This window comes from Pseudonocardia sulfidoxydans NBRC 16205 (assembly GCF_007989085.1).
Lineage (GTDB): Bacteria > Actinomycetota > Actinomycetes > Mycobacteriales > Pseudonocardiaceae > Pseudonocardia > Pseudonocardia sulfidoxydans.
Genome location: NZ_BJVJ01000119.1, coordinates 1 through 12,264 on the forward strand (window position 1 = coordinate 1; position 12,264 = coordinate 12,264).

At 71.8% G+C, this 12,264-nt stretch carries 10 protein-coding genes and 1 pseudogene; 1 reads left to right on the forward strand and 10 read right to left on the reverse strand.

What is annotated here, in order from left to right:
- From PSU4_RS29290 to PSU4_RS29330, 9 genes and pseudogenes are all read right to left on the reverse strand, one after another.
- Window positions 1-1,197, reverse strand: a 1,197-nt coding sequence (locus PSU4_RS29290; RefSeq protein ID WP_147115653.1) for an L-serine ammonia-lyase, incomplete at its 3' end; no start/stop codon positions are given.
- Window positions 1,194-2,234: an aldo/keto reductase gene (locus PSU4_RS29295; RefSeq protein WP_147115655.1), complete on the reverse strand. Its 1,041-nt coding sequence runs from the start codon at window positions 2,232-2,234 to the stop codon at window positions 1,194-1,196. The genes PSU4_RS29290 and PSU4_RS29295, both read right to left, overlap by 4 nt.
- Complete coding sequence (locus tag PSU4_RS29300) at window positions 2,231-4,186, reverse strand: ABC transporter permease (protein WP_147115657.1); 1,956 nt, start codon at window positions 4,184-4,186, stop codon at window positions 2,231-2,233. Before PSU4_RS29300 ends, PSU4_RS29295 begins: the two co-directional genes overlap by 4 nt.
- A 31-nt stretch (window positions 4,187-4,217) precedes the next feature.
- Window positions 4,218-5,405 (reverse strand): ABC transporter substrate-binding protein, encoded by a 1,188-nt coding sequence (locus PSU4_RS29305; RefSeq protein ID WP_147115660.1) that lies wholly within the window; start codon window positions 5,403-5,405, stop codon window positions 4,218-4,220.
- Window positions 5,406-5,414: 9 nt separating this feature from the next.
- Entirely contained in the window at window positions 5,415-6,146 is a 732-nt protein-coding gene (locus tag PSU4_RS29310) for an ABC transporter ATP-binding protein (protein WP_186817251.1), read from the reverse strand.
- Window positions 6,147-6,181: 35 nt separating this feature from the next.
- Window positions 6,182-6,823, reverse strand: a pseudogene (locus PSU4_RS29315) (ABC transporter ATP-binding protein); the annotation flags it as partial.
- A 72-nt stretch (window positions 6,824-6,895) separates the two neighbouring features.
- On the reverse strand, window positions 6,896-8,077 hold the full coding sequence (locus PSU4_RS29320) for a M20 family metallopeptidase (RefSeq protein WP_147115664.1): 1,182 nt from the start codon (window positions 8,075-8,077) through the stop codon (window positions 6,896-6,898).
- Window positions 8,074-9,282, reverse strand: a complete 1,209-nt coding sequence (locus tag PSU4_RS29325) for a dipeptidase (protein ID WP_147115666.1) — start codon at window positions 9,280-9,282, stop codon at window positions 8,074-8,076. The genes PSU4_RS29320 and PSU4_RS29325 overlap by 4 nt, the downstream gene beginning before the upstream one ends.
- Window positions 9,283-9,347: 65 nt before the next feature.
- On the reverse strand, window positions 9,348-10,505 hold the full coding sequence (locus PSU4_RS29330) for a CapA family protein (protein WP_186817252.1): 1,158 nt from the start codon (window positions 10,503-10,505) through the stop codon (window positions 9,348-9,350).
- A gap of 70 nt (window positions 10,506-10,575) precedes the next feature.
- Between PSU4_RS29330 and PSU4_RS29335 the strand changes: the two genes are divergently transcribed.
- Window positions 10,576-11,382, forward strand: coding sequence for an IclR family transcriptional regulator (locus tag PSU4_RS29335; RefSeq protein ID WP_147115670.1), 807 nt, complete (start codon window positions 10,576-10,578; stop codon window positions 11,380-11,382).
- A gap of 8 nt (window positions 11,383-11,390) precedes the next feature.
- On the opposite strand, the gene PSU4_RS29340 is transcribed toward PSU4_RS29335, so the two are convergent.
- A complete protein-coding gene (locus PSU4_RS29340) occupies window positions 11,391-12,188 on the reverse strand; it encodes an alpha/beta fold hydrolase (protein WP_246115424.1) in 798 nt (265 codons plus the stop codon).
- Window positions 12,189-12,264 lie beyond the last annotated feature (76 nt).

Sequence of the window (12,264 nt, forward strand, 5' to 3'; positions counted from 1 at the left end):
AGCCACCGCGTTGCGCTCGATGCACGGAATCTGGACGAGACCGCCGACGGGGTCGCAGGTGAGGCCGAGGTTGTGTTCGATGCCGATCTCGGCTGCGTTCTCCACCTGCGCGGGGGTGCCCCCGAGTATCTCGCAGAGCCCGGCGGCGGCCATCGCGCAGGCCGTTCCGACCTCCCCCTGGCACCCCATCTCGGCTCCGGAGATCGAGGCGTGCCGTTTGACGAGGAGCCCGACGGCCCCACCGGCGAGCAGGAACCGCACCGCGTCGGCGTCGGCCGCGCCGGGGGTGAACCGCATGTGGGTGTGCAGCACGGCCGGGATGATCCCGGCGGCCCCGTTCGTAGGTGCGGTGACGACTCGGCCGCCTGCTGCGTTCTCCTCGTTGACCGCCAACGCGAACAGCGTCGCCCAGTCGATCCGGTCCGGGGTGTCCCCGGTTCGCGCCCGGTCGGTGAGGCGTCGGCGCAGCCGTGGGGCGCGCCGTCGCACGTCCAGGCCGCCGGGGAGGGTGCCTTCGGTCGCCAGACCGCGCCGGACGCACGCCTGCATCGCTGCCCAGGCCCTGCGCAGGCCGGCCTCGACGTCGGCCCGGGGCCGCGACGCCGTCTCGTTGCGCAGCATCAGCTCGGCGACGCCGACACGCTGTGCCGTGCATTGCGCCACCAGTTCGGTCGCGGTGGCGAACGGATGGGGGACGGGGGCGGGTTCGGGTTCCGGTGGCAGGGCCCCGTCGTCGGCGGCGTCGACGATGAAGCCTCCGCCCACCGAGTAGAACAGCCGCGCTCGCACGAGCCGCCCGGCGTGGTCGAGCGCCGTGAAGCGCATGCCGTTCGGGTGAGCGGCGAGCGGTTGCCGGTGCAGCACCACGTCGGTGGCTGGGTCGAATTCCACGTCGGTGGCTCCGGCGAGGGCGACCCGCTTCTCGGACCGCACCCGGTCGACGGCGCGCGGTCCGTCGTCGACGTCGACCGTCGCCGGGTCGTGGCCCATCAGGCCCAGGACGACCGCGTTCGGCGTGCCGTGGCCGGGCCCGGTGGTGCCGAGCGATCCGAACAGTTCGACCTGCACGTGGTGGACCTGGCCCGGGCGGGCGGCGACGTCCCTGGCGAACTCGGCCGCCGCCCGCATCGGGCCGACCGTGTGCGAGCTCGAGGGGCCGATGCCGATCGAGTACAGGTCGAGGACGCTCGGGCTCATGCCGGCGGCGCCGGGCGGCGGCGGCGAGCCGGGTCGGTGAGCGACGGCGGTGCGTAGCCGGCGTCCGCCGGGTTGAGGGTGACGCCGGGTGGGACGATCTCGTCGACGGCGTCGAGGAGGTCGTCGTCGAGGGTCAGGGTCGGCGCGGAGAGCTGGCCGGTCAGCTGCTGTGTCGTGCGGGGGCCGACGATGACGGAGGTGACCGCCGGGTGCCGCAGCACCCAGGCCAGCGAGAGGTCGACGAGGCTCAGCCCGGCCGACTCCGCCAGGTCGAGCAGCCGCTCCGCGGCGTCCCGTTTGAGCACGTTGGCCGGGGTGCTCTGGTCGTGGCGCGTCGCCATGATGCCGGCCCTCCCGGAGCTCGGGACCACTTCTCCTCGTCGCCACCGGCCCGACAGCCAGCCCCCGGCCAGCGGGCTCCAGGTCAGGACGCCGAGCCGGAACTGTTCCGCGACGGGGAGGAGCGCTCGTTCCACCCCACGCGCCAGCATCGAGTAGGGCGCCTGTTCGGTCGAGGGGGCGACGAGCCCGCCCGCCCGCGCCAGGTACTGGGCCTCGAGGACCTGGTGCGGCTCGAAGGTGGAGGTGCCGTAGTAGCGGATCTTGCCGGCGCGTACGAGGTCGGACAACGCGCCGAGCGTCTCCTCGACGTCGGTGTCGGGGTCTGGCCGGTGGACCTGGTAGAGGTCCAGGTGGTCGGTTCCCAGCCGCCGCAGGCTCTCCTCGACGGCGCGTGCCGCCCAGCGCCGGGAGTTGCCGCCGCGGTTGACGTCCTCACCGAGCCTGCCGTGGAACTTCGAGGCCAGGACGACGTCGTCGCGTCTGCCCTTGATCGCGTGCCCGACGATCTCCTCGGACTCTCCGTTCGAGTAGACGTCCGCGGTGTCGATGACGTTGACACCCGCGTCGAGGGCGGTCCCGACGATGCGCGCGGCCTCGTCCCGGTCCGTGCCGAACTGCGACCCGAAGTTCATGGCGCCCAACGTCAGCGGGCTGACGTGCACGCCTGTGCGTCCGAGCGGCCGGTACCAGCTCATCGGGTTCCTCCCACGAGCTCCGGTGTGTCGACGACGCCGGTCTGCGGGGCGCCGTCGTCCCCGAGGTGGGCCGAGCGTCGCTGCGCGTGCGCGACGAGCCGGCGCATCACGAGGACGCCGAGCGCACCGAACCCGAACAGGATCGAGCTCCAGCCGCCCGAGCCGCTCAGCGCATACGGCAGCAGGACGACGAAGGCCGCACCGACGAGCGGGCCGACGACCACGGAGTTCTGGCCGGCTATCGCCGCCGCCAGCAGGATCGTGACGCTGGTCCACATTCCGAAGGACTCCGGGGTGATGATCCCGGACTGGAAGGAGCCGAGCGAACCTGCCAGCGCGCCGCCCGCTCCGCTGAGGGTCACTGCGCCGACGCGCAGCCACCGGACGTCGAGCCCGATCGACTCGGCGCCCAGGTCCGAGTCCCGGGCCGCCCGGATCCGCACGCCGAGCCGGCCGCGGCTGAGCCACACGAGCACACCGAGGGCGAGCACCGTGACCGCGACCGAGGCGATCCAGACGTCGTAGGGGGAGACGGCGGCCAGGCCGGCCGCCTCGATCGGCGGGAGCACGATGCCCAGCTCGCCCTGGGTCAGACCGGTCCAGGCCTTGGCCAGCTCGGGCACGGCGAGGGTGAACTGCAGCGTGATGATGCCGAGGTAGATGCCCGAGAGCCGGATGATGCTGGTGCCGATCACGACGCCGAGCAGCAGCCCGATCAGGGCGCCTGCGGCCATCGCCACCAGCGGCGGGGCGCCTGTTCCGCTGACCAGCAGCCCCGAGCAGTAGCCGCCCACCATCATGAACCCGCCTTGGGCCACCGCGAGCCTGCCCGACAGGCCGGACGCGACGTTCTGTCCGGCCACCGCGATGGCCATGGCCAAGGCCGTGGCCAGCACGAAGACCAGCGAGCCGTCGAGGTTGCGTGGCACCAGGACGACGACGACCACCGCGGCGGCGACGCCTGCGGCCGACGCGGCCAGCCGGACCCGGTTCGTCCGTGGCCGGAGCCGGCCGAGGGCGTCGGATGCCGACGACAGCAGCGCGAGCGCGCGTCCGCCGCCCGTGTCGGCCTGGGTGGGCAGCCCGTTGGAGGCGACGAGCGCCTGTTTCCCGAGCAGGCCGCTCGGCCGGACCAGGTAGAGGACGGTCAGGATGACCAGCGCGGTGAGCGCCTCGTACTGGCCACCCAGGTAGTAGGCGACCAGTGCGTTGAGCACGCCGTAGGTCAGGCATCCCACGACGAGGCCGCCGAAGGTGCCGATGCCGCCGAGGACCACCGCGGTGAACGCCGAGACCATGAACGTCGTGAGGTGGTTCGGGTCGAGCTGGGCCGACGTGCTGATCGCGACGCCCGCCACGCCGGCGACCGCGCCGCCGACCACCCAGGCCAGCCGCTCGAGCGCGACCACGTTGATGCCGCTGACCGCCGCCGTCGCGGGATCGTCGGCGAGCGCGCGCAGTGCGAGGCCGACGCGGCTGCGCTGCAGCAGCAGCGCCACGACTGCGACGAGCGCGAGGATGCCGGCCAGGAAGACCAGTTCGAACCGGCCGACCGAGGCCCCGAAGATCGACAGCGTGCCGTCGAGCGGCTCGGGCACGGGTAGCGCCTTGGGGTTCTGTCCCCACTGCTCACCGACGATCCCGATCAGCGCCAGGGCGGGACCGAAGGTCGCCATCGCGGTGAGCAGCTCCGGCGCGTCGGCGAAGTACCGGCCGATGACCACCCCGAGCAGCAGCGACACCACCGCTCCCACGGCGATGGCCACCAGCCAACCGACGGCCGTCGGCAGGCCGCCGTCGATGGTCTGCCAGGCCGCGTATCCGGCCAGGGTGGCGATCGCTCCTTGCGCGAAGTTGAGGACGTGTGCGAAGCGGAAGGTGAGGACGACCCCGAGCGAGATCGCGATGTAGAGCCCACCGCTGACGAGGCCGCTCACGACGACTAGCCACATGGCGCGTCTCCTCGGTCCGTGTGGCGCGCGGTCATGACCCGACCTTCACGAACTGGCCGTCCCGCACCTGGTAGAGGCTGAACACGTCGGTCTTTCCCGCGTCGATCGAGGTGACGACGTCCTGGGTCCAGCCGACCTTCTCCAGCACGCCGACCTGTTTGCCGCCGAGCCCGCGCAGCGCGGTCATGAACGACTCCTGGGTGAGCGGGCCGGCGGCGTCGGCGTCCTTGACGGCCTGCTCGATCATGGCGCCGGTGTTCCAGCCGAGGATGCCGAGCACGGTGGCGGCGTCCGGGGCGAGCTTCGCGATCTCCCGGCTGAACTCCTGCACGGCCGGCGACGGGTCGGTCACCAGCGGGAACAGCGCGGAGAAGTACATCCCCTCGAGGGCGGCCCCGCCCAGTTCCAGTGTCGTGGCGTTGAGCTGGCCCGAGTAGGAGACAGCGGGCAGGGGCCGGCCGGCGTTCTGGACGGCCTTCATCGTCCCGGCGATGCTCTGTGCCACGACCTGGAAGACGATGCCGTCCGCGCCCGACGCGACGATGCTCTGCGCGATGGGCGCGAAGTTGGTGGTGGTCGCCGGCAGTGGGACGTCGACGATCTCCGCGCCGTACTTCGCCGCCTCGGCCGGGGCGTTCTTGGCTGCGTCCTCGCCGATCGTCGGGTCGTAGACCAGCGCGATCTTCTTCTTCCCCTGGTCGGCGAGGGTCTTGATACCGACGAAGCTCTCGGTCGTGTAGTCGGTGAACATGCCGAATGCGTTCGGCAGTCCGGCGGCTTCGACCAGCGATCCGTTGGCGAGGACGAACACCGGCGTCGTCGGGTCGGACTTCAGCACCGACTGTGCACCGGTGAACGGGGCGGTCGACAACACGAACAGGCCGAAGGGTTTCGACGCGAGCAGCTGGCGCACCGAGCTCGTCCCGCCGGCCACGGTTCCTGCACTGTCGACGACGTCCAGTTCGACCTTGCGGCCGTCGATCCCCCCGTTGGCGTTGCGATAGGCGAAGTAGGCGCCCAGGCCCTTCGTGACCTGGTCGTTGATCGCGAGCGGGCCGGTGGCGACCGTCGAGACCCCGATCGTGATGGGGGCGGCGTCCGCGAGCGCCTCCCCGCCGCCGCCCGCGGAGGTGCTGTTCCCGCAGGCACCGACCAGCAGGACGATTGCCGCCAGGGCCGCCGCGACGACGCCGGTCCGGCGTGTGACGAGTCTCTTCATGCCCTCTCCTCAGTTCTCGGCGCCGGTCGGCGCTGTGGGGGCGGTCCCGAGGTAGGCCTCGAGCACCACCGGGTCGCTGCTGATCTCGGCCCACGTGCCGTGGGCGATCACCGCGCCCGCGTTCATGACGTACACGCGGTCGCAGACACTGCTGACGAACTCCATGTCGTGCTCGATCAGCACGACCGATCCACCGCGATCGGTGAGGTGGCGGCGCATCAGGTCGAGGACGTGCACCCGGTCGTGCATCGGCACCCCCGCCACCGGTTCGTCGAGCAGCAGGACCTGCGGCTCCGCCGCCAGTGCCCGCACGAACTCGACGAGCTTGCGCTGGCCGCCGCTGAGCCGGTCCGCCGCCAGGTCCAGGACCGGGTCGAGCCGCAGCATCGTGGTGGCGGCGGCGAGCAGGTCCTCGAGCGACCGGGACCCGGGTCCACGGCGGGCCAGGTCGATGTTCGAGCGCCCGCTGAGCGATCCGAACAGCTGCGCGGTCTGGAACGTGCGGACCAGGCCGAGCCGCGACCGGCGTACCGGCCTGGTCCGGCCCAGGGTCCGCCCGTCGAGCACCACCGAACCCGCGCTCGGGGCGACGACCCCGGACAACGCGTTCACCAGGGTGGACTTACCGGCCCCGTTCGGGCCGATCACCCCGACGACCTCCCCGGGGCGCACCTCGACGGAGATGTCGGTGAGGGCCCGGAAGGCTCCGAAGTGGACGCTGAGGTTCTCCGTTCTCAACACGGCCGGTTCCTCCGTCTCTCGTGCATCCGGCCCGCTCATGACAGGTAGGCCTGTTCGATGCGCTCGTCGGTGCGCAAGGCCTCCGCGGTGTCCGTCAGCACCACGCGGCCGCGCTGCAGGACGTAGCCGCGGGTCGCGACCTCCAGGCACCGGTGCACGTGCTGTTCGACGATGAGTACGGCCCGCTCGCCGGTCGCGAGCCGTCCGATGACCTCGAAGAGCTCGTCGATGACCAGCGGGGCGAGGCCGAGCGACGGTTCGTCGAGCAGCAGTACCGAGGGGTCGCCGACGAGTGCGCGGGCGATCGCGAGCATCTGCTGCTGGCCACCGGAGAGCCGGCCGCCGAGGTCGGACAGCCGTGGTCTCATCCACGGGAACTGGTCGAGAGCGGCGTCGAGCCGCTGCTTCTCGCCGTCGCGTGAGCCGTGCAGGAAGGACCCGAGGAGCAGGTTCTCCCGGATCGTCAGGTTGGGCAGGATGCCGCGGCCCTCGACGACGTGCGCGACGCCGAGCCGGGCGACCCGGTGCGGTGGGAGACCGTCGAGCCGTGTGGTCCCGACGGAGATCGAGCCGGACCGTAGCGTCAGCAGCCCGGAGATGGTGCGCAACAACGTGGACTTGCCTGCCCCGTTGGGGCCGAGGACCGCGACGATCTCGCCGGGTGCCACCTGCAGGGACACGCCGTGGAGGACCGGGACGAGTCCGTAGCCGGACTCGACCTCGTGGACGGACAGCATGGCGAGGGCTCCTCACACACTTGTGGACGCGGTTCGGCGCGACTGCAGGTCCGCCTGCAGCCGTGCCCGGACGGGCTCGGACCGGGCGACGTCGGCCAGCGCCAGGGCCATCGCCAGGGCACCGTCGCGGACGAAGCGATCCCCTTCCGGGCCGGCTGCCGCGGCGGCGAACGCGGCCGTGTGGTTGCCCTGCTCGGGGGGCAGCGCGAACGACAGCATCGGGTGCAGGGCGGGGACGACCTGCGACACGTTGCCCATGTCGGTCGAGCCGAACAGGGCGTCGGGGTACTCGGGGAAGCTCCGGCCGGCCTCCTCGGCGCGGGTCCGGAACAGGCCGGCGAGGTCCGGGTCGTGCCGGAACTCGCGGTAGAGCGACGGCAGGGCCTCGGCGTCCATGCTCGTCCCGGTCGCCACGGCACCCGCCTCGAAGCAGCGCCGGACCCGGCCCCACACCTCGTCGACGTCGGCGATCGTGTCGCCGCGGATCATGCACTCCATCACCGTCCGGTCGGCGATGACGTTGACCGCGCCACCGGCCTCGGTGACGACGTGGTGCACCCGGACACCGTCGCGCAGCTGCTGGCGGAGCAGGCCGATGGCGGTCTGGGCGATGACCGTCGCGTCCGCGGCGTTGAGGGCGCTCCACGGCCGGGAGGCGTGTCCACCGCGGCCGCGGTAGGTGACGCGCCAGGAACGCGCGGCGCGGAACTGCGGTTCGACGACGTCCTTGAGCGAGGGGTGCACCATGATCGCGGCGTGCACGTCGTCGAAGAGACCGTGGTTCACCATGATCTCCTTGCCGGTCCCGCTCTCCTCCGCCGGCGTGCCGTAGACCCGCAGCGTCACGCCAAGGGCGTCCACGACCGGCGCGAGGGCGAGCGCGGCGCCGACCGCGGCCCCGGCGATGACGTTGTGCCCGCATCCGTGGCCGATGTCGGGCAGCGCGTCCATCTCGGCGCAGAGCCCCAGGACGAGCCCGCCCGTGCCGATGGTCGCGACGAACGCGGTGGCCAGGCCGGCGACGCCGCGCTCGACCGCGAACCCGTGCCCGGCGAGGAGATCGCTGATCTCGGCCGAGGTGCGGTGCTCCTCGAAGGCGAGCTCGGGGTGGGCGTTGATCCAGTGCGAGAGCTCGAGGACGCGGTCGAGGTGCCGGTCGAGGTTCGCGCGGACGGCGTCGATCGGGTCGTTCATCGCCACACCTCACCGAGGAGTCGAATGATGTTGCCGCCGAGGACGGCCCGGATGTCGGAGTCGGAGTAGCCGTGCTGCACGAGCCAGCCGGTGATGTGGCGGAAGTTCTCGGTCGGGTTCTCCAGCCCGTCGACGTGGGTGACCTTCTCGACGTCGAGCCCGCCGGCATCGAAGATCGTCGACGAACCGATCACGTCGCTGATCGCGTGCTGGAACGAGGCGTGGTCGCCGTAGAGGGTGTCCGGTCCGAAGGCGACGTGCTCGATGCCCATCAGGTCGACGGCGTGGACGAAGTGCCGCATCACCGACTCGATCGACTGGGCGCGGTGGTCGAGCGCCAACGTGGTGTGCGGCGCCGCCTCGATACCGAGGACACCACCGCGCTCGGCCAGGGCCCGGAGCACGTCGTCCGGTTTCATCCGGGCGATCGGCCACACGGCGCGGGCCCCGGCGTGGGTGATCGAGATCGGGGACGACGAGGCGTCGATCGCGTCGCGGGAGGTCCGATCGCCGGCGTGCGAGACGTCGACGAGCACCCCGAGCGCGTTCATCCGTTCGACCGCGCGGTGGCCGAACACGGTGAGGCCACCGTCGCGGGCCTCCTTCTGTCCCCCGCCGAGGGTGTTGGCGTCGGAGTAGACGAGCCCCATCTGTCGGATGCCCAGTCCGTACAGCACGTCGATCCGGTCGATCTCGTTCTCGATCATCCCGGCCGACTCGGTTCCCATCACGAAGGCGAGCTGTCCGTTCCGTTTGGCCGCGAGGATGTCGTCGACCCGGCGGGCGACCACCACGCCCTCCTGGTGCGCGATGTCGGCGAGCCGCAGACCGAGCGTGGTGACGAGGTCGTCCCACTTCCATCCCGACCGGCGCGTCCCACCGATCACGCCGAACCAGTTGTCGAAGACCGCGGTCAGCCCGGAACGGCGGAGTTCGGTGAATGCGGTCTGCTCCTGTTTGGTCCGCAGAAACGTGTCGATGTCCTCCATGTCGGCGGGGAGGAGCTGGGGGTGGTCGTGGAAGCTCACGACGACGCTCTCCGTGAGCAGGCGGTCGACCCGTCGACGGTCCTCCCCGTCGAGCTCCGGTGAGAACGTGCTGCGTCGATAGGACGGGTCGACCAGCTCGACCGCGGAGTAGTCGGTCCCACGGGTGACGTACGGGAACGACTCGTAGTCGGAGGGCCTGGCCACCGGACCGTTCATGCGAACCTCTATCTCTGTGCCGAACTGCGGCACGGCATGCTGCATTGCGATACGTGACTATGGACTCACGACCGTGGGCTCGTCAACGCCCCCGATGCCGGCGACGTGACCGACCCCGCCACCCCACGTCCTCGACGGACCACCCCGTCGGCCTCGACGACGACAGCGGGGTCGAGCTCCCTCGAGTCGCGCTCGACCCCGGCCAGGATCGACGCGGCCACCTCGGGACGGGGCAGGACCGGCTGGCTGTCGGCGTCGAGCTCGATGGGCGACAACCGCAGCCGTGGGCCGTCCTCCTCACCCAGCCGGACGCGGAAGACCGCGCTCTCGTACCAGGGGCCACGCATCAGCACCGGGCGGAACGGCGCGGCCGGATGGGCGTCGGGGTCGGCGACCATCGCGTCCGGGGTCCATCCGTCGCACCAGTCGAAGACGAAGTTGCCCGTCGAGTACAGGATGAGGCCCTGCCCGTAGAACTCCACGGGATGCAGGCAGTGCGGGTGGTGCCCGATGACGAGGTCGGCCCCGGCGTCGACGAGCCTGTGCGCCAGGGGCCGCTGGTACTGCGCCAGTGGGCCCTGTGCCTGCGGCAGGTAGGGGAACGGGACGCCCCAGTGGAGCGCGACCGCGACGACGTCGGCCCGCAGCCGCGCCTCGCGAACCGCCTGCTCGGCAACCCGGACGTCCGGCTCGTGGGCGACGGTGTGGACGAACGGTGGCGTGCCCGGGGTCTCCTCCATGAAGGGGCCGTCGAACTCCACCGTCTGCCGCACCCGCAGCGGCGCGATGCCCGCCCGGGCCGCGGTTGCGTTCGCGCCCAGGGGGAGTGCCGAACAGAGGCTGAGGAAGGCGAGCGTCCGGTCTCCCACTCGCACGAGCCGCGGCGCCGTCGCCTCGGCTCGGTTCTCGCCGAAGCCTGCATGCCCGATCCCGGCCGCGTCGAGCGCGCGGACGGTGTCTCGCATGCCGTCCGCGCCGTAGTCCATCGCGTGGTTCATCGCGAGCGAGACGAGGCCGACCCCCCAGGACGCCAGTTCCGCGGCCCCGCTCGCCGGCGCGCGCATGGCCACCAGCTTCTCCGCGCGTTCGCCGCGGTCGGTGAGCGGCACCTCCAGGTTGCCGATCACGAGGTCGCCACCCGTCAGCAGCTCCGTCGCCGACTCCCCCGGCGGTCGCCGCGGCCACCCTCCGACGACCATGTCCCCGACTATCGTGAGCTCCACCGCTACTCCGTTCCTCGGCACGGTGGAACACCGTGCCGCCATGCGATATGCGTGTGTAGGGTCGTGCGCCATGAGCACCGCGCCCGACGAGGCCTCGTCGCCCGACCGCCCGGCCGCCGGGATCCGCACCATGAACAGCGTGCTGAGCACGCTGCGGGTCTTCGAGGAGGTCGCCGTGCGCCAGCCCGTCGGCGTCTCGGACCTGGCCCGGGCCACGCGGATCCCGAAGAGCTCGGTGCAGCGGTGCCTCGTCACGTTGCAGCAGGCGGGCTGGCTGCGGGTGGTCGACGCCGAGCCGGTGCGGTGGGGCGTGACGATGAAGGTCCTCGCGCTCGGCCTCCAGGGCGCCGGCGAGCAGGACCTGAGGGTGGTCGCCGCCCCGGTCGTCGCACGCCTGGCCGCGCACACCGGCGAGACCGTCTTCCTCGGCCTGCGAGACGGCGACGAGTACATCATCGTCGGGCGCGAGGAGAGCAGGCACATGGTGCGGGTCCACCTCGACCTGGGCGCCCGGCTCCCCCTGCGCGCCACCTCCGGCGGCGTCGCGATGATGGCCCGGCTCGACCGCGCCGAGGTCGACGAGCTGCTCGCCGAGGAGCTCACCGAGTTCGCCGACGCACCCGTGCAGACGAACGAGGAGCTGCGCCAGGAGCTGACGGCCACCGCCACGCGCGGCTACGCCGTCAACATGTCGGCCTGGTACCGCCCGCACGTCGCCTCCTTCGGCGCCGCCATCGTCGATCGCGTGGGCCGCCCCGTCGGCGCCGTGGCGCTGTCCATCCCCGAGATGCGCTACGACAGCGCCAGGCAGGAGGAGCTCGGCCGCCTCACCGTCGCCGCCGCGGACGAGATCAGCGCACTGATCTCGTCCGCCTGACGGCGGTGTCAGCGCCCGGCGATCCCGGCGAGCAGCCGAGCGGTCCCGACCGGGTTCTCCACGCCGAAGTGGTGGCTGCCGAGGTCGATCGGCACGACTGCCTCCACACGGCCTTCCAGGTGCGTGACCGACTCGGGGGTGAGCATCGCCCGCACCGCGTAGACCGTGACGGGGCTCGTCACCTCCGCCAGGGCCTCCTCCATGTTCCAGCGGACGAGCCCCTCGTAGGCCGCCGAGCCCGCCGGCTGCCGCACCGCCACCATCTTGGCGAAGTACTCGTCCTTCAGCGCCTCGTCGGTCCCGTCGGGCGAGCCCGCCTCGACCATGCTGCGAACCAGGCCCGAGAAGTCGTCACGGAGCAGGTTCAGGAAGACGTCCGCCTGCTCGTCGTCGAGCGCACCGAACAGGAACGTGTAGTGCAGGGCGTCGAGCGCCGCGACGCGCGCCACCCTCCCCGGCGCCAGCCGGGCGACCTCGACGGCCACGGCGCCACCGAGCGAGTGGCCGACCACGATCGCGTCGCTGACGTCCTCCGCCTCCATGACGGCGACCACGTCGCGACCGAACTCCGCCATCGAGTACGACTCCCGGGCGGAGCGGGACTCGCCGTGCTCGGCGAGGTCGACCGCGAGGACGCGCAGGTCGGCGGGCAGGTGCGTGGTGATCTCGTCGTAGTCCCGTCGGTCGCAGGCCCATCCGTGGATCAGGATCAGGACCTGTCCGTCACCCGGCCCGCTGACCGTGTAGTGGATCGTCGTGTCGTCCTCGCGCTGAACCTGACGGCTTCCGAGGGTCCTGCTGGCCACGGTCATCTCCACTCCCCTGTGCCGCAATGTGAAACGTCGTGCTGACTGGTAGCATGGGACCGTAGCCGGGCCGAGC

What these genes read in the sequence shown, in the direction of transcription:
- PSU4_RS29305 (WP_147115660.1), bottom strand. Translation starts at nt 5,405, where the DNA reads ATGAAGAGACTCGTCACACGCCGGACCGGCGTCGTCGCGGCGGCCCTG.
- PSU4_RS29300 (WP_147115657.1), bottom strand. Translation starts at nt 4,186, where the DNA reads ATGTGGCTAGTCGTCGTGAGCGGCCTCGTCAGCGGTGGGCTCTACATC.
- PSU4_RS29320 (WP_147115664.1), bottom strand. Translation starts at nt 8,077, where the DNA reads ATGAACGACCCGATCGACGCCGTCCGCGCGAACCTCGACCGGCACCTC.
- PSU4_RS29295 (WP_147115655.1), bottom strand. Translation starts at nt 2,234, where the DNA reads ATGAGCTGGTACCGGCCGCTCGGACGCACAGGCGTGCACGTCAGCCCG.
- PSU4_RS29335 (WP_147115670.1), top strand. Translation starts at nt 10,576, where the DNA reads ATGAGCACCGCGCCCGACGAGGCCTCGTCGCCCGACCGCCCGGCCGCC.
- PSU4_RS29325 (WP_147115666.1), bottom strand. Translation starts at nt 9,282, where the DNA reads ATGAACGGTCCGGTGGCCAGGCCCTCCGACTACGAGTCGTTCCCGTAC.